At 32.3% G+C, this 21,324-nt stretch carries 22 protein-coding genes; 2 read left to right on the forward strand and 20 right to left on the reverse strand.

The window, feature by feature from the left end:
* Positions 1 to 241: 241 nt before the first annotated feature.
* The 4 genes from B4E59_RS01360 to atpD form a co-directional block, all read right to left on the reverse strand.
* Positions 242 to 1,249, reverse strand: coding sequence for a homoserine O-acetyltransferase family protein (locus tag B4E59_RS01360; protein WP_291050873.1), 1,008 nt, complete (start codon positions 1,247 to 1,249; stop codon positions 242 to 244).
* A gap of 30 nt (positions 1,250 to 1,279) precedes the next feature.
* On the reverse strand, positions 1,280 to 2,587 hold the full coding sequence (locus tag B4E59_RS01365; RefSeq protein WP_291050876.1) for an O-acetylhomoserine aminocarboxypropyltransferase/cysteine synthase family protein: 1,308 nt from the start codon (positions 2,585 to 2,587) through the stop codon (positions 1,280 to 1,282).
* 447 nt (positions 2,588 to 3,034) lie between these two features.
* Positions 3,035 to 3,328, reverse strand: a complete 294-nt coding sequence (locus B4E59_RS01370; RefSeq protein WP_280038257.1) for a F0F1 ATP synthase subunit delta/epsilon — start codon at positions 3,326 to 3,328, stop codon at positions 3,035 to 3,037.
* Positions 3,329 to 3,413: 85 nt separating this feature from the next.
* Positions 3,414 to 4,922, reverse strand: a complete 1,509-nt coding sequence (gene atpD, locus B4E59_RS01375) for a F0F1 ATP synthase subunit beta (RefSeq protein WP_114998651.1) — start codon at positions 4,920 to 4,922, stop codon at positions 3,414 to 3,416.
* 188 nt (positions 4,923 to 5,110) lie between these two features.
* Between atpD and B4E59_RS01380 the strand changes: the two genes are divergently transcribed.
* Positions 5,111 to 6,040, forward strand: a complete 930-nt coding sequence (locus B4E59_RS01380; RefSeq protein ID WP_286495649.1) for a bifunctional riboflavin kinase/FAD synthetase — start codon at positions 5,111 to 5,113, stop codon at positions 6,038 to 6,040.
* A 36-nt stretch (positions 6,041 to 6,076) separates the two neighbouring features.
* On the opposite strand, the gene B4E59_RS01385 is transcribed toward B4E59_RS01380, so the two are convergent.
* The 4 genes from B4E59_RS01385 to B4E59_RS01400 form a co-directional block, all read right to left on the reverse strand.
* Positions 6,077 to 7,114: a hypothetical protein gene (locus B4E59_RS01385; protein WP_291047426.1), complete on the reverse strand. Its 1,038-nt coding sequence runs from the start codon at positions 7,112 to 7,114 to the stop codon at positions 6,077 to 6,079.
* A complete protein-coding gene (locus B4E59_RS01390; RefSeq protein ID WP_291047424.1) occupies positions 7,111 to 7,653 on the reverse strand; it encodes an RNA polymerase sigma factor in 543 nt (180 codons plus the stop codon). The genes B4E59_RS01385 and B4E59_RS01390 overlap by 4 nt, the downstream gene beginning before the upstream one ends.
* A 152-nt stretch (positions 7,654 to 7,805) precedes the next feature.
* Positions 7,806 to 8,801, reverse strand: a complete 996-nt coding sequence (locus B4E59_RS01395; RefSeq protein ID WP_038336152.1) for an aspartate-semialdehyde dehydrogenase — start codon at positions 8,799 to 8,801, stop codon at positions 7,806 to 7,808.
* Between the two features lie 257 nt (positions 8,802 to 9,058).
* A complete protein-coding gene (locus tag B4E59_RS01400) occupies positions 9,059 to 9,469 on the reverse strand; it encodes a BrxA/BrxB family bacilliredoxin (RefSeq protein WP_038336154.1) in 411 nt (136 codons plus the stop codon).
* Positions 9,470 to 9,581: 112 nt separating this feature from the next.
* On the opposite strand from B4E59_RS01400, the gene rnpA reads away from it, so the two are divergent.
* Positions 9,582 to 9,962: a ribonuclease P protein component gene (gene rnpA / locus B4E59_RS01405; RefSeq protein ID WP_125350577.1), complete on the forward strand. Its 381-nt coding sequence runs from the start codon at positions 9,582 to 9,584 to the stop codon at positions 9,960 to 9,962.
* Between the two features lie 44 nt (positions 9,963 to 10,006).
* Here rnpA and B4E59_RS01410 read toward each other — a convergent pair whose 3' ends face one another.
* The 12 genes from B4E59_RS01410 to B4E59_RS01465 form a co-directional block, all read right to left on the reverse strand.
* Positions 10,007 to 10,207: a hypothetical protein gene (locus B4E59_RS01410; protein ID WP_125350576.1), complete on the reverse strand. Its 201-nt coding sequence runs from the start codon at positions 10,205 to 10,207 to the stop codon at positions 10,007 to 10,009.
* A gap of 14 nt (positions 10,208 to 10,221) precedes the next feature.
* Positions 10,222 to 10,836 (reverse strand): MarC family protein, encoded by a 615-nt coding sequence (locus B4E59_RS01415; protein ID WP_125350575.1) that lies wholly within the window; start codon positions 10,834 to 10,836, stop codon positions 10,222 to 10,224.
* Positions 10,837 to 10,920: 84 nt separating this feature from the next.
* Positions 10,921 to 11,673 carry a LytR/AlgR family response regulator transcription factor gene (locus tag B4E59_RS01420; protein ID WP_219034073.1) on the reverse strand — a complete coding sequence of 251 codons (753 nt, stop codon included), beginning with the start codon at positions 11,671 to 11,673 and terminating at the stop codon, positions 10,921 to 10,923.
* 8 nt (positions 11,674 to 11,681) lie between these two features.
* Positions 11,682 to 12,404, reverse strand: coding sequence for a CPBP family intramembrane glutamic endopeptidase (locus tag B4E59_RS01425; RefSeq protein ID WP_260509601.1), 723 nt, complete (start codon positions 12,402 to 12,404; stop codon positions 11,682 to 11,684).
* On the reverse strand, positions 12,405 to 13,937 hold the full coding sequence (locus B4E59_RS01430) for a histidine kinase (protein ID WP_180905517.1): 1,533 nt from the start codon (positions 13,935 to 13,937) through the stop codon (positions 12,405 to 12,407).
* A 66-nt stretch (positions 13,938 to 14,003) separates the two neighbouring features.
* Positions 14,004 to 14,630 carry a hypothetical protein gene (locus B4E59_RS01435; RefSeq protein WP_291050879.1) on the reverse strand — a complete coding sequence of 209 codons (627 nt, stop codon included), beginning with the start codon at positions 14,628 to 14,630 and terminating at the stop codon, positions 14,004 to 14,006.
* 158 nt (positions 14,631 to 14,788) lie between these two features.
* Positions 14,789 to 16,582, reverse strand: coding sequence for a BatD family protein (locus tag B4E59_RS01440; protein WP_291050881.1), 1,794 nt, complete (start codon positions 16,580 to 16,582; stop codon positions 14,789 to 14,791).
* Positions 16,582 to 17,439, reverse strand: coding sequence for a TPR repeat aerotolerance protein BatC (gene batC, locus B4E59_RS01445; RefSeq protein WP_291050883.1), 858 nt, complete (start codon positions 17,437 to 17,439; stop codon positions 16,582 to 16,584). Before batC ends, B4E59_RS01440 begins: the two co-directional genes overlap by 1 nt.
* 17 nt (positions 17,440 to 17,456) lie before the next feature.
* Positions 17,457 to 18,467, reverse strand: a complete 1,011-nt coding sequence (locus tag B4E59_RS01450; RefSeq protein WP_291050885.1) for a vWA domain-containing protein — start codon at positions 18,465 to 18,467, stop codon at positions 17,457 to 17,459.
* Positions 18,467 to 19,483 (reverse strand): vWA domain-containing protein, encoded by a 1,017-nt coding sequence (locus tag B4E59_RS01455; protein WP_291047415.1) that lies wholly within the window; start codon positions 19,481 to 19,483, stop codon positions 18,467 to 18,469. Before B4E59_RS01455 ends, B4E59_RS01450 begins: the two co-directional genes overlap by 1 nt.
* Before the next feature lie 2 nt (positions 19,484 to 19,485).
* A complete protein-coding gene (locus tag B4E59_RS01460; RefSeq protein WP_291050888.1) occupies positions 19,486 to 20,451 on the reverse strand; it encodes a BatD family protein in 966 nt (321 codons plus the stop codon).
* Positions 20,451 to 21,323: a DUF58 domain-containing protein gene (locus tag B4E59_RS01465; protein WP_286495658.1), complete on the reverse strand. Its 873-nt coding sequence runs from the start codon at positions 21,321 to 21,323 to the stop codon at positions 20,451 to 20,453. The genes B4E59_RS01460 and B4E59_RS01465 overlap by 1 nt, the downstream gene beginning before the upstream one ends.
* Position 21,324: the final 1 nt, after the last annotated feature.

Raw genomic sequence — 21,324 nt, forward strand, 5'->3', positions numbered from 1 at the left:
TACGATGGGAAATATTTTTTGTTTTTTTTAGATGTGAGAAGTGAGATATTAGATTTTAGATTCTAAAACTTCGTTTTTACCGCACAAAATGATTAGACATTTTGCTTTTCTTGAACAAAAGAAAAGTAAAATGGATACTTTTGAAGGAACGACTCGAGAGAAATTTTACGAAGTAGAATCTATTTATAAATAAAAAAAGCTCGAATAAATCGAGCTTCAGATAATTATTCATTTCATAATATTATACGAGATGTTCCAAAATTGTATTTAATTCTTGTAATTCGACCAAGAAACCATCGTGTCCAAAAATAGAATCTATTTCGATAAATTTTGCATTTGGAATATGATTCGCTATAAATTTTTGTTCCTTTGGGGGAAATAAAATATCCGAAGAAATTCCAATCACTAAAGTATTCGAAGAAATCTGAGCCAAAGATTTCTCTAAAGATTCTCTATTTCGAGCCAAGTTTTGTGAATCCATCGCTTTCGAAAGTGTCCAATAAGAATGTGCATTGAATCGATTTGCTAATTTTTCACCTTGATATTTTTGATAAGAAGACGCTTTGAAATCGTTGTAAACAGAATCCTCGTCTTTTTGCTTCTGTTCATATATAATATAGGTACGATAAGACAACATCGCAATTGTACGTGCTGCAATCAATCCATTTCTTCCTCCATTCTCAGTTTTATCGTTAAAAGTTGCATCTGCCTCGATAGCTAAACGCTGAGATTCGTTGAACGCAATTCCCCAAGGAGAATGTATTGCATTCGTCGCCAACAAAACTAAATTGTCCACTTTAACTTGATTCAGCAACGTAAATTCTAACGCTTGTTGACCACCGAGTGAACCACCAATTAATAAATGAATAGTCGAAATTCCTAAATGGTCTGCTAACAATTGATGCCCATTTGCCATATCTTTTATCGTAATTGTAGGAAAATCTCGATAATAAGGTGAATTTGTTTCAGGATTTGTAGACAACGGATTTGTTGTTCCGTAATTAGAACCAATCACATTGGCGCAAATAATAAAATGATCTTTTGGATTGAACAATTCATTTTCTCCAAAAAGACCAGCCCACCAATCGAAAACATCCGAATTTGCCGTTAAAGCATGACAAACCCAGATGATATTGTTTTTTTCGGGATTCAATGTTCCAGCTGTATGATAAGCAATGGTTAAATTTTCGAGAATTTGACCATTTTCTAATTGAAATGGTTTTGTATAATTATATTGATGAAAATTCACTGAATTAATTTATAGCTAATAATACTTTGTTTACTTAATTTTATCAAAAGCTCGCTGAAGATCATTTTTGATATCATCAATATATTCAATTCCGACAGAAAGACGCAATAAACCAGGAAAAACTCCAGCAGATTTTTGTTCATCATCGCTCAGTTGTTGATGAGTTGTTGCAGAAGGATGAATAATTAACGATTTTGCATCGCCAACATTTGCCAAATGACTAATCAATTTTAAACTATCAATAAATTGATTCGCTTTGTCTGCATCACCTTTAATTTGGAATGATAAAACAGCTCCGAAACCATTTTTCAAATATTTTTTTGCCAAATGATGACTTGGAGAAGTAATTAATCCAGGATAATTCACTTTTTCAACTTGCGGATGAAGTTCTAACCAACGCGCAATTTCTAACGTATTGTCCAAATGTTTCTGAACTCTTAACGACAACGTTTCTAAACCTTGTAACAATAAAAAAGAATTGAACGGTGAAATGGCAGGACCAAAATCGCGCAAACCTTCGACGCGGGCACGAATAATAAATTGAATATTTCCAAAAGGACCATTAATTCCGAAAACATCAGAAAAAACTAAACCATGATAACCTTCCGATGGTTCTGAAAATTGTGGAAACTTTCCGTTGCCCCAATCGTAATTTCCACCATCTACAATCACGCCTCCAATCGAAGTTCCATGTCCTCCGATCCATTTTGTTGCAGATTCTACAACAACATTTGCTCCATGTTCTAAAGGTTTGAAAATATAACCGCCCGCACCAAATGTGTTATCCACAATAAATGGAATATTATGTTTCTTCGCAATTACAGCGATTGCTTCAAAATCTGGAACATTAAAACTCGGATTTCCTATCGTTTCTGCATAAATCGCTTTTGTATTTTCATCAATTAATGATTCAATTTTAGCTGGATCTTCATCTTCAGCAAAGCGAACATCAACACCTAAACGCTTAAAACCAACTTTGAATTGATTATATGTTCCGCCATAAAGATTAGAAGCTGAAACAAAATTATCTCCTGATTCTAAAATATTATTTAAAGCAATAAATTGTGCCGCTTGTCCCGATGAAACTGCTAATGCTGAAACACCTCCTTCCAGCGCAGCAATACGTTTTTCGAATACGTCGGTTGTTGGATTCTGAATTCTTGTGTAAATGTTACCAAATTCTTTCAAAGCAAATAAATTTGCTCCGTGTTCGGCATCATTAAATACATAAGAAGATGTTTGATAAATTGGAACAGCGCGAGAGCCTGTTGTTGGGTCTACTTCCTGACCTGCGTGTACTTGTAAAGTATCGAAATGTAATTGTTTTTCTGTTGACATAATAAAATTGTTTTGAATGTGACTACGATTAATAAATAGTAGGGTAGGTTAGTTAGCTGAAATTAGCAGCTGCACATTCGAATTTTACTATTGATACAATTATAGATGCTCTGAAGCAGGACACCGTGTCCAAAAGAATGTTTTTTAGAATTGTACTTCATCTTTAAAAATTATTCATTTCTAACTACATTTTGTAGTTTTATATTTGATGTGAAATTAGAATAATTTTCTGAATAATGAAATTTACATTTTGTTTTTAGAAAATAAATCTATAAACTTAATTTAAAAAGAATATTTATACCAAAAAGCTAAAAATATTTCTTTCGAAATCTATAAAAAGGATTTAAACAGAATAAAATTTGAAGTAAAAAAGAGAATATTAAGTAGAAAATATAAAAAAAGGAGATCAAAATTGATCTCCTTTTAAGTTTTATGATAAAAAAGTAATTAGTTTGCTAAAACGATTACTTTATTATTGCTCATTTCAATTGTTCCTCCTTTGATATCTAACAATAATGTAGATTCGTTTGATGGAGAAGTGTAAACTTTGCCAGATTGATTATCGAAATCTTCGAAAGTTTTTGTGTGAACTTTAATTTTAATTGTTCCTTCACCTAAAGTTGCAACGATAGGAGCGTGGTTATTTAATAACTGAAATTCACCATCTTTACCTGGTAAAGTAACAGCATCTACTTCTGCATCGAAAACTACGAATTCTGGCGTAATAATTTGTAAGTGCATAATCCTATTGTTTTTAAAAAAAAGAGTACTTAGCAACTTTCAAAAAGAAAAGAAACGTAAGCACTCTTTATATGGTTAAATTATATTATTTAGCTTCTGCTAACATTTTTTCTCCAGCTTCAATCGCTTCTTCGATTGTACCACGTAAGTTGAATGCAGCCTCAGGATATTGGTCAACTTCACCATCTAAGATCATGTTGAATCCTTTGATTGTATCTTTGATATCTACTAAAACACCTGGGATACCTGTAAACTGTTCTGCAACGTGGAATGGTTGAGATAAGAAACGTTGGATACGACGTGCACGGTGTACAACTAACTTATCCTCTTCTGATAACTCTTCCATACCTAAAATCGCGATGATATCTTGTAAAGCATTGTAACGTTGTAAGATTTCTTTTACACGTTGTGCTGTTTCGTAATGTTCTTTACCAATAATTGCTGGTGATAAGATACGAGATGTAGAGTTCAATGGATCTACCGCTGGGTAAATACCTAATGAAGCAATTTTACGATCTAATACCGTTGTAGCATCTAAGTGCGCGAAAGTCGTAGCTGGCGCAGGGTCAGTTAAATCATCGGCAGGTACATATACCGCTTGTACAGAAGTAATAGATCCGTTTTTAGTAGATGTAATACGCTCTTGCATAGCACCCATTTCAGTTGCTAATGTTGGCTGATAACCTACGGCTGATGGCATACGTCCTAATAAGGCAGAAACCTCAGAACCTGCTTGTGTAAAACGGAAGATATTATCTACGAAGAATAATACGTCACGTCCTTGACCTTGTCCATCTCCATCACGGAAATATTCAGCTAATGTTAAACCTGTTAAAGCAACACGAGCACGTGCACCTGGAGGTTCATTCATTTGTCCGAAAACGAAAGCTGCTTTAGACTCTTTCATGTTTTCACTGTTTACTTTAGATAAATCCCAAGATCCACCTTCCATAGAGTGCATGAAATCTTCACCGTAATTAATTAATCCAGCTTCAATCATCTCACGCATTAAGTCATTACCTTCACGAGTACGCTCACCAACACCAGCGAATACAGATAAACCTCCGTGTCCTTTTGCGATGTTGTTCATCAACTCCTGAATTAATACTGTTTTACCTACTCCGGCACCACCAAATAAACCAATTTTACCACCTTTTACGTATGGCTCTACTAAGTCAATTACTTTAATACCTGTAAATAAAACTTCTGCAGATGTTGATAATTCTTCGAATTTTGGAGCTGGACGGTGAATAGGTAAACCATTTTCTTTGTCTAAATTCCCTAAACCATCAATAGCATCTCCAACTACATTAAATACACGTCCTTTGATGTTTTCTCCGATAGGAACCATAATTGGTTTTCCTAAAGCGATAACTTCTTGACCTCTTTGTAAACCATCAGAACTATCCATTGCGATACAACGTACAGTATCTTCACCGATGTGTTGCTCAACTTCAAGAATTAATGTTTCTTTTCCTTGACGAGGAACCTCTAATGCATCATAAATATTTGGAAGGCCTTCTGCGTTATCAAAAATAACGTCAATTACAGGTCCAATAACCTGTGCAATCTTACCTTTCTTTTGATTTGCCATTATATGAAATGATTTAGTTTATTTTATTTGGGTGCAAAGGTAAGTTAAAAACATTGTATAATTTATATACTTTTTAAGATTTTTGTCATAATATTTTGATTAGTAATCAGAATATTACAATCAAAGGAAATTAAAAATAGATTTGAAGTTCGATTTGAAAGCCTTAATTTTGTGCAAAATCATTTTTAGTGAACGTTTATCAATCCTTAGAAGAAATCAAACCAATCAAACGTCCTGTCCTTACTTTGGGCATGTTTGATGGTGTGCACATTGGACACCAATCTATTCTAAAACAACTCAATACAATTGCAAAAGAAATTGATGGAAAAAGTGTTTTGATTACTTTTAATCCACATCCTCGAATGGTTTTACAACCAAATTGTGATCTTAAATTTTTGAACACTTTAGAGGAAAAAGAAAATGTTTTGCGTCAATTTGGGTTAGAACATTTGATTATTCAAGCGTTTACAACAGATTTTTCGCAAGTAACTTCTGTCGAATTTGTCAAGAATTTATTGGTTGATAAAATTAATATTGATACGCTAGTGATTGGCTACGATCATCATTTCGGGAAAAATAGAGAAGGAAATTTTGAACAATTACAAGTTCTTTCGAAAAAATATGGTTTCAATTTGATTCAATTGCAAGCTGTCGAAGAAAATGATGTGGCGGTGAGTTCTACAAAAATTAGAAATGCACTTATCGAAGGAAATATCGCGTATGCGAATAAAGCGTTGAACTATCAATATCCGCTTTCTGGAGAAGTTGTTCATGGTGACAAAATTGGTCGTACACTTGGTTTTCCTACCGCTAATTTACAAGTTGATCCCAATAAATTAATTCCAAAAGATGGCGTTTATGCGGTTGATGTTTTTGTGGATGATCAGAAATATTTAGGTTTATTAAGCATCGGATTTAGAGAAACGGTTACCAATTCTCGTGAACATCGAGTAGAAGTGAATATTTTGGATTTTGATCGAGATATTTATGGAGAAACAATTCGCCTTGAATTTTTAGGACATTTGCGAGATGAAAAGAAATTTGATTCGTTAGATGATTTAATCATCGCGATGAATCAAGACAAAGAAAATGCAATAAATTTATATGGAAATAATTAAAAAAAGGTTCGCTAAAAGCGAACCTTTTTTTAATCTCTATTTATTATAATATTTAAATATTTCTTTTTTATTTTTTTCCAAAACTCCCAAAAGCGTCGCATCAACCTTTGGTTCGTTTGTTATTAAAACAATCTTATCATTTACTTTCTCAAATGTAATGACAAGATTATTCGTTGTACTTTCAAACGAAATTTTATCTTTTAATTTCTTTTGTAATTTAAAATTAGTACGTAAAATATCCGATTTTACTGTAAACTTTAAAGGTTTATAAACAATTGCAGATTTGTCAATTACAGATTTTTTTGGCGAAACTTCCATCACCGAAGCTGTTTCTAACGAAGCATTTGCAGCACGTGTTTCTGCAACAACCGTCATTTTCATCACATCAGAAGTATCTTTTAGCTTAGCATTTTGTCTGCTTACACCATTTGCAACTACAATACCAGAAGCTTTTCCAGCTAACTTATCCGAAATAACTGAATCTTTTATAGAACCCAAATTCTGATTACTTGTTTTAGCATATTGTCTTTCTTTTTCTATTGAATCTAAAACCTTAGAACGAGCTTCCATCGCTTGCGGTGCTGATAAAGTAACTGGAGCATTCGATGCAGAAGCATTAGATAATTGAGGAAAATATCCTTCGTCAGCAATTACACTAGCAGAATGTCCTTCAATTACTTTATAAACAGGCTGTTTTGTAACTTTATCATTCTTTACTATTTCTAGAGGTTTTTCCAAATCTTTATCTTTCGATTCCAAAACCACTATTTCTTCTTGTTCAGCAGGCGATTGCTCGATAACTGGGACATTTGTTTTGACAATTTCAAGTGAATTTTCTCTATTTTCAGTATTAATATTCTCGATAAAAAGCACAAAGTAAGGAATCGCAATCAACGCGAAAACGGCAGCAGAAAACCATACACTCGAAACAAATTCGCGAATAGGTTTCTTCTTCTTTTCCTCCTTCTGCAAACCAGATTCAATACGTTTCCACACCAAATCACTCGGCTTTTCGCCGACTGTTTCGCTACTTCTTGATCGAAATAAATCTTCTATTGGATCGTTTGTGTTCACGATAAATTTGATTTTATATTTTCATTCTTACTTAACATATCCTTCAATTTCGTCTTCGCTAAATTAAGTTGCGATTTAGATGTTCCTTCTGTAATGCCCAAACTTTCGGCAATTTCTTTGTGCTTATATCCCTCAATAACGTAAAGGGTAAACACGAGACGACAGCCTTCGGGTAGATAATCGAGGAGTTTCATCACATCATCTTCTTCGATTTGTTGCGAAGCTTCTTGATTAGATGAAATAGAAGAGGAGTAATCGTCTACATTAAGGTGAAAAATTTTATTTTTCCGCAACTCCATCAAACATTCATTAATCATAATTCTTCGCATCCATCCTTCAAAACTTCCTTCGAACGAATAATTTTCAAGATTCTGAAAAATCTTCAAAAAACCTTTTACCAACGCATCTTCCGCTTGTTGTATATCGGTAAAATAACGTTTACAAACCGCAAAAAATCGCGCATCATATTTTTCGTAAAGCAGCCGCTGTGCTTTCGAATCATTGTTGATACAAGCTTTTATGAGTTGTTTTTCGTCCAAAATACTTTTTCTTTCTCAGTGTTTAGATGCGAAAATTACGCTTATGGTTGCTTTGATAGCGTAAAATATTTGTTAAAGTTCTGAAAACTTATTCATTAAACATAAAAAAGTCGCTACAAGAGCGACTTTATATAAGTTTTTAATTGAAAATATTATCCAACTAAATTGTGTTTTACTAGATATTCTGCAATTTGAACCGCATTTGTAGCTGCTCCTTTGCGTAAATTATCCGCAACAATCCAACAATTTAATGCATTTGGTTGAGATAAATCACGACGAATACGACCTACAAAAACATCGTCTTTCCCTTCTGAATAGAAAGCCATTGGATAAGTATTTGTGTCTGGATTATCTTGTACTGTTACACCTTCCTGTTCTGCTAATAATTTGCGAACTTCGGCTAAATCAAAATCATTCTCAAATTCAATATTCACCGACTCCGAATGTCCTCCTTGCACAGGAACACGAACCGCAGTAGCTGTAATATTCATTTCATCCACACGCATAATTTTACGAGGCTCACGAGTCAATTTCAATTCTTCTTTTGTATAACCTGTTTCTTCATCAAACACATCACAATGAGGCAATGCATTTTTGAAAATTTGGTATGGATAAACTTTCGCTACATCACGTCCTTCAATTTCTCCATTCAATTGCTCCACAGCATCTTTACCTGTTCCCGTAACTGATTGATAAGTAGAAACAACTACACGTTTAATTCCGTATTTTTTGTGTAAAGGATTAAGAACCATTACCAATTGAATCGTTGAACAGTTAGGATTTGCGATAATTTTATCATTTGTTGTTAAAATATCTGCATTGATTTCTGGTACAATCAACGGACGATCTGGATCCATTCTCCAAGCCGATGAATTGTCAATTACAGTTGTTCCGACTTCTGCAAACTTAGGCGCCCACTGTTTGGAAGTTTCTCCACCTGCTGAAAAGATTGCGATATCAGCTCGCATTTCTACAGCATCCTGCATTGATACAATTTTGTATTCTTTTCCTTTGTATTCAATAGTTTTTCCTATTGATCTTTCTGATGCTACTGGTATAATTTCAGTGATTGGAAAATTTCTTTCTTCCAAAACTTGGAGCATAACTCTGCCGACCATTCCGGTAGCGCCTACGACTGCTATTCTCATTTGTTTATTAAATAATATATTAAAAAATTTCGAATTGCTAATTTACAGATTATTTTGATACATTTTTCTCTATTTCATAGGTTTAGCAATCAATTTGATATGATATATTTTATGTTATGATGTTAATTCAGGTTTTTAAACTTTTCCTCGAATTAAAATTTATAAAACTCTTTTTTATAAGAATTTTGAACACAAAAAAAGTGGAACAAATTGCTCCACTTTTTAAAATATTTTTGAAATAACCTTCAAATTTAGTCTTAAGCAAACTCGTTGTAAGCTGCTTTTAAATTTTCTGCGATAGCTGCTGCAGAGTGTCCTTCGATGTGGTGACGCTCTAACATATGTACTAATTCACCATCTTTGAATAAAGCAACAGCTGGAGAACTTGGAGGAAATGGAGCAAAAAACTCACGTGCTTTTGCTACAGCATCTTTATCAAATCCTGCGAAAACTGTTGTTAAATGTGTAGGAACTTTATCATTATCTAATGACATTACAACTCCTGGTCTTGCAGCACCTGCAGCACAACCACAAACACTATTTACCATTACCAAAGTTGTTCCTTCTTGTTTGATTGCTGCTTCTACTTGTTCTGGAGTAGTTAAATCTTCAAAACCATTAGAAGTCAACTGAGCCTTCATCGGCATTACTATTTCTGCTGGATACATATTGTTCTTTTTTTGTTTTAAATAAAAATAAATTATTTTCAAAGTTACATAATTCTAAAACTTTTTAGAATACTTACTTTTGCAGTTACAAATTTACGTAGAATTTAGCAATATGAAATTGACTTTTGGTAAGAATGAGAAACTTAAAAGCAGAAAAGCATTCGATGAATTGTTTTCTGATGGAAAAACATTTGTTTCTCATCCGATTAGATTTGTCTACAAAATCAAACCGAAAGCGGATTACAATATAAGAGTAGGAGTAAGTGTTGGAAAGAAAAAATTCAAACACGCGGTTGATCGAAATTTATTGAAACGTCGTGCTAAAGAAGCTTACAGATTGAATAAATTGTTACTTGAACCTAATGAAAATTATTCGGTTGATTTGGTGATGATTTATACTTCTACAAAACATCAACCTTTTGAGGTGATAGAACAATCTGTCAAAACTTTATTAGAAAAATTAAACGAAGCGATACAAACAAAAAAAGATTAATCCTAGGATTAATCTTTTTCATTTATTATAAGTTGTAAAACTGTTTATTTCTTAAGATTTGCTTGCAATCTGAAAAAACTAAAGTATACAGATACTAAAATTAATCCACAAACTGATGCTCCAATTCCTAAAACGCTACGAAAGTTTTCTTCAGCCATAAAACCAGCTTTATAATCCATCTCATATAGGTTGTAACCTAAACCTATCAACAAAACGATTGTCGCGATATAAATATATGTTTTCATTAGATAATGAATTTTTAAATTTTAATTTCATTCATAAACAATGCACCGATATTTGACGTAAATAATTTGATTGCGATTGACAATAAAATTACTCCAAATACTTTTTTCAGTACCGATAAAACGCCAGGTCCCATCCATTTTTCGAGTTTTCCTGCGAATTTCAGCACCAAATATACGATTAACATATTTAATATAATCGCTATCACAATGTTAATATCTGCAAACTGCGAACGAAGCGAAAGTACAGTTGTCAACGATCCCGCACCCGCAACTAACGGAAACGCAATAGGAACGATGGATGCAGAGTTAGATTCGACTCCTTTCTGGATCTCAATTCCTAAAATCATTTCAATAGCGATGATAAAAATCACAAATGCACCAGCCACAGCAAATGACTGAACATCAACACCAACTAATTTCAAAATTTTTGTTCCGAAAAACAAAAACGAAATCATCATAATTCCTGCTGCAATCGAGGCTTTTTCGGACTGAATATGTCCAACTTTGCTCCGAATTCCTACAATAATTGGAATACTTCCTAAAATATCGATAACTGCAAAAAGTACGGCGAAAGTTGTTCCGATTTGATTGAAAGAGAATTTCTGAAAAAATGATATTATATTTTCCATTCGTATTTAGTTATAATTAATTGGTTGATGCAAAAATAGAAGTTTTTATGAACAATTTTTCATAAAAAAGCAATAAATCAATTCTTAATCCAACCAATTCTTAAAATCTGCCACTTTTTCGCGACTCACAATCATATCTTGTTCATTGTAAGTATTCAAAATTATTTTTAATCTTGAATTAGAATACATTGTAATTTCTTTAATCGAATCGATTTGGATGATTTGACTACGATTAATTCTAAAAAACTTTTTCGGGTCGATTTGTTCTTCCACTTTATCCAACGAAAAATCTACCAAATAATTTCGGTTTTCTTTTGTATGAATATACGTTGCTTTGTTTTCGCTAAAAAAACATTCGATATTATCGATTTCTATAATTTTGATTGATGTTCCTATTTTAATCGAAAAACGTTCTTTAAATTTTTCTGTTTGATTATTCGAAAAAAGACTTTTCAATTCATTTAGATTGAAACTTGAAGATGCTTGCTGAAATTGTCTTTCAAATTTTTCAATAGCAAACTTCAATTCCTCTTCATCAACAGGTTTCAACAAATAATCAACCGAGTTTAGTTTAAACGCTTTCAATACATATTCGTCATAAGCAGTCGTAAAAATAATCGCAGACGAAACATCTACTTGATTAAAAATCTCAAATGATAACCCATCTGATAACTGAATATCCAGAAAAATTAAATCAGGATTTGGATTCGTTTTCAACCACGCTACACTTTCTTCTACAGAGTGCAACATTTCGTGTATTTGATAACCCAATTTTTCTACACGTCGCTTTAATAAACGCGCTGCAGGCTTTTCATCTTCTATAATTAGTATTTTCATAGTTTTTTTTAAGTTAATTCACGAATCGGTTTTCTTTCAAAAATTTTGTTCCAAACAAATAATAAAGCAAGTATAATGACAAAAATGATCAATGTTGCAAGATTTGTCTTAGCCATTAAAGCGTGAATTGTAGCTGGAACGATAATCGATTTTGTTCGAATTGTTGAAAAAGTTAATACAAAAGAAAAAACAATGCACAATAACATAAAAATTCCAAAACCTCCAAACTGATCGAAATCTTTAAAAATAAATAAGTGCCAAACTGCCCAAAATATTCCCGTTATAATGCTTTTTATTATCCAAAATATATTGCCTAAAGCATCATTCAAATAACCTCGCCACGTATATTCTTCCATAATATCATAAAGCAACGTAACAGAAATAAAAATCGCTGCCCACAAATGTTTATTAATTCCGTAATCGTTATTTATCCCATAAATTGAATAACCAACGAGTAATATAAATGGAAAAATCAATGTTTTGAAACCTTCTTTTCCTAGAAGAGAGACTTCTTTTTTAACTTTAGAGAATTTATAGAAAAGTAAACTAATTAGAAAAATAATCAACCCATGATTCATATTCCAAGGCAGTTGAAAATCGACTAAACCTCCAAAAATCAATTGTAAAAAATTAGGACATTTACGAATCAGAAAAGTTCCGATTAATATCAATCCATAAAAAATAATTATTCTAACCCAATTTGTTTGCTTTATTTGATTTATAAAATTCATTTATTGCCACTTTTTATTTTGCTCTTTTTCCAAGATTTCTTTGGCTTTATTCTCTTCCCAACCAGAACCATACGCAAAAACTTTTACAGCATTTAGTGCAACGCCCAATCCCCAACCTAAAACTGGCCAATAAAACCACCAATGTCCATTATTTGTAACTAAATTCAGAATAAAAAAGAATAAACTCATTACAACATAAGTTCCTAAATGCGCATAAAACTTTTTCAATTCTTTTGCACGCTCTATTGCACGTAAATAAGCTTGTTGTTCGTCAAAATTTTGTGTATTCATAGTTGTATTTTTTTGTGTTAATATGGGAAGTTCTACACGAAATAGTTGTTCATTTTTTTCGATGTTCACTTCTCGGTTAGAAATTAATTGATAACGATTAATAATATTTTTCAGCCCAATTCCTGTCGAATCTTTAATGGTTTCTTTTGGTTGGAAAGAATTTTCAATTATCAAATAATTATCTTTTTTATAAATTTTAATTTTCAAAGGTTTTTGATCAGATACAATATTGTGTTTGATTGTATTTTCTAATAAAATCTGCAAAGAAAGTGGCACAATAAATTCGGTTTCAGAGAAAGTTATTTGTTCAATTTCGAAATCGATGCTATTTTCAAATCTTAATTTTAGAAGGTTGACATAGGTTTTTGCAAAATTTATTTCTTCTTGAATCGACACAACTTCTTTGTCTTTTTGTTCTAAAACATATCGATAAATCTTAGAAAGCGATGTTGTAAAATCTATCGCATTATCTGGATTTTCTTCAATCAAACCAGTTAAAACATTCAAACTATTGAATAAAAAATGTGGGTCTAATTGACTTTTTAAGGTTTCGAATTGTGCAGTTGCTGTTTCTGCTTTTGTTGATTCGATAACAATTTTACGTTCTAATTTATTTTTCTTTCGATCGATAATAAAGAATAAAAACAAAAAGAAAACCGTGATAACTGCAACTAAAAGATAATTGATCGATTGATCGTAAAAAATATATTTCTGCAAAAGGAGATTCGCAAACTCCACGAATACATAATACAATACCAACGTATAAATAATAGAACGTAAAAAATACTTTCTTAAAACTTTTTCTGGTTTAGGCGAATCTGGTACATCTATTCTATATTCATTAAAAATGCTTGTATTCACAAAAGATGCTGCAACACTGAACGAAAAATATCCGATAAAATATTTGATAGCTTCTGGATGAAAAAATTGATTGAATGATACATTTGGAGATGTAAAAAATATCACGCTATAAATCAAAACATTGATTACAAATAGAATCAAAATATTACGAACAATTAACTTTTTGTCAGAAACAATAATTCCTTCTAAGAATTTTAAAAAGACCAACCCTAAAGCAACAAATTTTAGAAAGTTTCCTGTTAACAAGCCTACTTCTACACCTAAATCAAAATTTGAATTATTTTGAAAATTAATTGTACTAAAATCAAATACATATACTAAAATTGCAAATGAAAATACAAATGAAAATAATCTCAAATATCCTTTATAATACTTATCCATATCAAGCAATCAAATTAATTAACCAAAAAATAATTTCGTGAATAAATTGTGCAACTAAAGCTATCATTATAGTACGTTTTTACATTCGTTATTCAACAAGGCTTCGGCACGATTTTTTCCCCATATCGGTTCATTATTTTTTGGCTTTTCAGCATTAAATAAAGCTAAAGATTTTTTTACATTTTTACAATCTTGTGTAATATCCATTCCTCTATATTTTGCAGCATTGATATTAAACTCAGCCAAACCTAAAACAGAACGCGGATTAGTTGGATTTAACATCAACGATTTTTGATAGATTTGTACTACTTCTGGATAATAAATTGCTCCATTTTGCATTGGATTCTGCACAATTTCTGCTGTTAAATACAACGCTTTTAAATTTAGAATTTCTACATTTAATGGATTATTTCTGACTAAATCATCGATTTGAGTTTTTACATTCAAAAGAATTTCTTCATTTTTAGCAATATCTTTTGATTCGAACGTTTTCAAAACTTCAGAAAAAGTCAAGTAATATTTAGGCAACCATTCATTTGGATAATCATTTATTAATTGCTTAAAATTAACTTCAGAAGAATGATTTCCTTTGTTCCATTCCGTTAAAGTTTTATTCATATCTGATTCAAAATTCTTTTGTGCAAAAGTTGATACAGTGAATAAAATTGCGCTTGTTAAGAAAATTGTTTTCATCATTTGTGTTTTTTAATTTGTTGAGTCAAAGTTCTTACAAACACTTTTCGTTTGAAATTATATGTTACCGAATTGTAAAATATGATGGATGAATTGTAAAATAAAAGGGACAACTCAAAACTGAGATTGTCCCTTTTACTATCTAAAAAACTTGAAATTTATTTTCGTAATAATTCTTCGGAAATATTTAGCGTTGCTTCGAAAACTTCTTCTAAATTTTGATGCAAACCACCAAGGGCATATTTAGCTTGTCGTGCGTTGTTCAGCAACAATTTCCATTGTTCTACAGCTAATTCGCTCACACCATTTTCGATCAATTTATTTGCAATCACCTCGTCAGAAAAATGAGCTAAATCTGTATTCGTTTTTAATAGCGCGGCATTACACAAAATATTTTCTTGTAATTGATAAAAATCTTTTTGGTCTTCAACGTTTATTTTTTGCTTCAATTCATCTAATTCAGCAGAAATTTGATTCGAATTTATCGTTGGTTTTTCAACCAAAGTAAACTTTTGGGTTTCTGTTTTTGGTTGAAAAGCTTCGTAATTATTTTGCTCGTTAAGCGGTTTTATTTTTGGTTCTATTGTTTGCTTTTGTGTCGAATTATTTTTCTTTCTCATCAAAAATAAACTTCCGGCACTCAATGCAATTAAGCCACCTGTTAACCACAACCAACCGCTTTTTCCTTCTTTTACATCATTCGTCATTTCTTCTATTTTTTCAGAAATTGTCGAATCTGGTGAATTAGATGCTATAGCAGTTGCAGAAGAAGTTTTAGAACCTGAAACAGACAAATTAATCGAATCTGATTTCAAGGTTACATATTTCTCTTTAACAGGATCGAAATAACTAAATTCTACAGGCGAAATCGTATATTCTCCTCCAATATTTGGTACAAGAACTGTTTGCTCAGCAACTTTTCCTTTCATTCCTGTATCATAGGTTTTATATGCATCACGTTTTTTCGGCGCAAATTTTTCTAAATTTTTTGGCGTCGTAATTTCAGGTAAATTAATCGTATTAAAGTTTCCTGTTCCAATAATTTCAACATCAAAATTTACACTTTCATTGGTTGTAACTTCTTTTTTATCAACCGAAGCGTTCATTTTAAATTGACCAACTGCACCGCTAAAATTCTTTGGCTTTCCTTCTTCTGGAAGTGCTTTTGCATTAATCACAACTGGATTACTACGCACTTCTACAGGCTCCGCTCCATACGTTGTTGGCAACACCACATCTACCGAAAACGGATCGATTTCTATCTTTCCTGGTTTTTGAGGAAAAACATAATAACGTGCAATTTCTTCGGAGAAATATTGTTTTCCTCCAACAATTTCTTGCTTGATATTTTCGGGAGAGCTTTTTACAATTTTTGGGCTTAATCCGTCTAAATTTCCTTGACGAAAGTTTTGTTTACGATTAAGATAAGATAAATCTTTTACGTATAATTTTACTGATAAACCAACTTGTTCGTTCACATAAGGATTCGTTTTCGAAACTTTACTTTGTAGAAAAACAGGCTGCGAAGTGTTGCTTCTAAAATTGTTGTGCGTCAATCCTGTTCCTTTCACTACAACATCGACAGGTTTCGATGTATAGGTTTTTCCATTAATCACAATCTTAGCAGCTCCAATGTGGTATTTACCTTCTTTTTCAGCAACAAAAGCAAGGATAATTCCTTCTTCTATCACTCCTTTTCCATTCACATAAGAAACATTTTGCGAGCGTTGTTCACCTACAATTTGTAATCCATTATGTGGAGGATATTTCATTGGTTGATCAATCGAATAACTATCTGTATTAGATTCGATAAAAAAGCCCACGCTAAATGCTTCTCCTAAACTGACCTGTGTTTTATCTGCATCAGATTTAAAAGAAATTTGTTGTGCTAACGCTGTGATAGACGTTAAGGCAAACACTAAAAAGCTATTTAAAACGCTTGTCGTTGTCATTACCAATCCTTAGATGTTGTTGTTCGTTGTTTTTCTGCTTTTTGTTGAATAATTTTTCGTTGGGTTTTGGCTTCCTGATTTTGCAATGCTTTTAGCAAACCGTCTCCCAAATTATTCTTTGCATTATCTTGTTCTTTTCCGTCTCCATTATTTCCTTGTTTGATTTCTGGAGATTGATTATTTCCTTGTCCTTTATTGTTTCCATTTTCACCACCAGCTTTCGGATTTCCTCCTTGATTTTGCTGTTTCTGCTGATCAGATTGTTGTTGTTGAGATTGATTCTGATTTTGCTTTTGGTTATTTTGGTTTTGTTGATTCTGTTTATTTTGCTGCTGTTGTTGTTTTTGCTGATTATTTTGATCTTGTTTGTTTTGATCTTTATTATCCTTATTATTCTGATCTTTTTGTTTCTCACGTTCTTTTTCTAACATTTTTTTGGCTAATGCATAATTATAACGTGTTGCATCATCTTTTGGATCATTTCGTAAGGCTTGTTTGTAATTATCAACAGCATTTTGATAATCTTTTTCCTGCATAAAAGCATTTCCCAAATTGTGATAAGCCAAATGTTTATCATTATTCGTTTTAGATACTTCAGCAGAACGTTTGTAATGCGCTATACTTTCTTTGTAGCGTTTTTGTTGAAATAAGGCATTTCCCAAATTGTAATTTGCTTTGACAGAAGTTGGATCTTCCATGGTAGCTTTCTTGTAGGAAACTTCTGCATTATCAAATTTTCCTTTTTGATAATACTCGTTACCTTCAATAATGTAGCTTTTCGCTTTCGATTGGCTGTAACCAAAAACGGATAAAAGCATTATTCCTAAAAATCCTATTTGTTTTAAAAAGTACATCATTTTACCATACAAACTTACTATTTCTTTTTGTTAAAAATCTTATATTCAGATGTTAATAATTCCACAAAAAGTAAACAAACCGCAACCGCTAAAAACCACTGATAAATGTGATTCATATCTCTTGTTGTAGAGTTAGCAATTTCGTTTTTATCTAATCGAGCTTTGTACATTGATAGTGCGGATAATGCATCTTGTGTATTATCCAAATGAATGTAAGTTCCGTTTGTATCTTGTGCCAATTCGCGAAGATTTTTATCTTCTAATTTTGTAATAACTGTAGAACCTGTTTCGTCCTTTTTATAGTCTTCGGCGTAGCCATTGTAGTACATCGGAATTGGAGCTCCTTTATCTGTTCCAACACCAACTGTTACAATATGAATTCCGTTATCTTTTGCTATTTTAGAAGCTTGATTAACTGTATTTTCGTTGTCTTCTCCATCCGAAATTAACACAATTAATCTACTTGTATTCGCCGATCCTTTAAATGTTTTTGCAGCTTCCTGAATCGCATTTAAGTAATTTGTTCCTTGACTCGAAATTAACTCAGTATTAACATTTTGCAAATAACTTTCGATTGCAGCATAATCATTTGTCAATGGAGAAATTGTGTAAGCATTCGCTGCAAACGCAACCAAAGAAGCTCGATCTCCGCCTAATTGATGTAATGTTTCTGTGATTAATTTTGTTGCTTTTTCTAATCGAGAAGGAGCGACATCTTGCGCATTCATCGAGCTTGATAAATCTAACAAGAAAACCATATCAATTCCTTCGCGCTTTACTTGCACATCTCGTTCACCATAAAGTGGATCCATCAATGCAATTACCATTAAAAATAAAGCCACACAAAATGCAATGATTTTGAAACCATAACGCTTTGAAGAAGTGATTGGAAAAACAAATGGAAACAGTTCTTTATCTGCAAATGTTTTCTTTACACGTTCGCGCCATTGAAATACTGTTATCGATAGAAAAATAACGACAAACAATAAAATCATCAACCAAATATTATGTAATTCTCCCCACTGCATTAGATTAATTCTTTAAAAACGGTTCTTCGTAAAATGGCTTCTAATACCAAAATGATGAATGCAGGCAATAAGAATCGTGCAAACAATTCGGTATAATTATAATATTTGACTTCGTTAATCTCTGTTTTTTCAAGTTTATCAATTTCGTTATAAATGTTTTTCAAACTTTCATTGTTTGTTGCACGGAAATATAAACCTCCAGTTTTATCTGCAACTTCTTCTAACAGTTTTTCGTCAATTTGTACAGGACGCATCTCAAAAACGTAATCACCTAACATATCGTAACCAACAGGCATAGGCGCCATTCCGTTTGTTCCAATACCAATTGTATATACTTTTATCCCTTTCTCTGCTGCAATATCAGCGGCTTGTCTCGGTGAAACATACATCAAATCTCCAGAAGGATTTACACTTTCAACACCATCTGTAATCAAAATAACTACTTTAGATTTTGCTTTACTATTTTTAAGATGATTAACAGCTGTTGCCAAACCAACTCCAATTGCTGTTCCATCAGCTAAACTACCAGAATGTAACATTTCGATTTCTTGTATCAAAACATCACGATCTGTTGTTAATGGAACACGTGTCAAAGCTTCTCCAGAATATTCGACCAAACCAACTCTGTCCGTTTTTCTTCCAAGTGAAAAGTCTTTTGCAACTTCTTTTAACGCTGTTAAACGATCTGGTTTCAAATCGCGCGCTAACATACTCAATGACGTATCTACAGTCAATAAAATATCAACTCCTTCGTCCGATTTTACTTTTGTCGTAACATCTACATAACGTGGACGAGCTAAAGCAACAATGCACAAAACCATTGCGATAATTCGCATCAAAAATAAAAGTGGTTTGTACGTCGCTAACGAACTTTTTGCACCTCCAAATGCTTTGAGCGAAGGTAATTTTAAGGATGCTTTTTTCTGGCTCGTTTTGCGAATTTCTCTGAAAATAAAGAAAGGCAAAGCAAGCAATAAGAGTAAGATCCAAGGATTTTGAAACTCAAAATTTAGCATTCCTAATTGTTATTAAACTGTTTATATTTTTCTCCTGTCACTTGGTCTTTTTTCAAATCTTCATTCTCTGGAATTTCTAATGGTTTTACACGATCTACAAATTCATCTACCCAATTTCGGTGCGAAGTATTTGTCGGTTCATCAAACTCTTGTTTTGCGAATTTTACCAAATCAGCATCGAACAAAAATTGTTTAAATTTCTGTACATCTTCTGGTAAAACATCTGGTTTTGTCGCAACATATTTTACTAAATCATCCGACAAAATTTCTAATGCAGAAAAGTTATAAATACGTCCTAAATATCGTCTTACAATAAATGATAATTGCGTGTAATATTCTTTTTGTTCGCCTCGTTTCAAATATTTCTTGGCATCCAACGCTTTTAAACTTGCTTTCGCTTCGTCATAAGGCGTTTTGTACGAATCTTTACCAGATAATTTCGATTTTGCGCGAACATATAATACAACCAAAACAATTCCAATGATAAATAAAATCAAGGCAATAATGCCGTACAACCAATATTTATTCCAATAATCTCCAATAGAATATTCTTCTTCCATTACAGGTTTTATCGGGAAAATTGCATTTTTCGTTGTATCAACTGCAATATCTTGAATATCAATTTCAAGTTGTTTTGTTGTTAAATCTTTTCCATTTTTCTGAATGATAAATGACGGAATATTAAATTTACCTGCATCATATCCAGTCAGTTCTAAATGTTGAACAATTTCAGATTTTCCATCCGTTTTTATAGTGTCAATTTTTTGACCTAAAACTTCGATATGATGATTAATTGAATCTGAAATCGTAGGAAAAACAACTTTATCTCCTTCTTTGTAATCAATTTTTACTTCATATTGGATTATCTCGCCAATTTTGATTGTCGTGCGATCCAATTTTGGTGTAATTTCTTGCGCAAACGAAAATTGAAAGATAAAAAAACTTACTAAAAGCAATAAATTCTTCATTAGGCTTTATGACTTTTAAAGTAGTTTAACAATGGGCGAACATAATCTTCGTCGGTACGAATACTGATTGCGCCTGAATGATTTTTCTTGAAAATAGATTGATAACGTTGATCTAAATCGCGATAATATTGCGCATATTGTTGACGCAATTTCTTCGATGAAGTATCTATCAAGCGAATTTCGCCTGTTTCGTTATCTTGCACATGAACCAAACCGACATCTGGAAAAGATTGCTCTTTTTCGTCATAAACTCTAATTCCAGTCACATCATGTTTTTTTGCCACGATTCGCAATGCTTTTTCATAATCAGAAGAATCAATAAAATCTGAAAGAATAAAAACATTTGATTTTCGGCGAACCAAATTTATAAATGTTTCCAACGTCGCTGCCAAATCAGTTTTCTTGCTTTTTGGTTCGTAAGAAACAATTTCTCTTACCAAACGCAACACATGTTGTTTTCCTTTTTTGGGTGGAATAAATTTCTCCACTTGATCCGAATATAATATCAAACCAACTTTATCATTATAGGTAATTGCCGAAAAAGCCAATGTAGCGCTCAATTCAGCAATCGTTTCCATTTTAATTTGTTTTCGTGTTCCAAAGTTTTCAGAATTCGAAACATCAACCAATAAAAACATGGTTAATTCTCGTTCTTCTTCAAAAACTTTTACATAAGGTTCGCTATACCGAGCCGTTTTATTCCAATCGATATTACGAACGTCATCACCATATTGATAAGGACGAATTTCACTAAAAATCATACCTCTTCCTTTGAATGAACTGTGGTATTCACCCATAAAAAGGTTGCTCGCTTTACGCTTGCTTTTTAGCTCAATACGTTTTACACGTTTGATGATTTCTTTTGCATCCAAA

Source organism: Empedobacter sp. UBA2044 (assembly GCF_002333005.1).
Lineage (GTDB): Bacteria > Bacteroidota > Bacteroidia > Flavobacteriales > Weeksellaceae > Empedobacter > Empedobacter falsenii_B.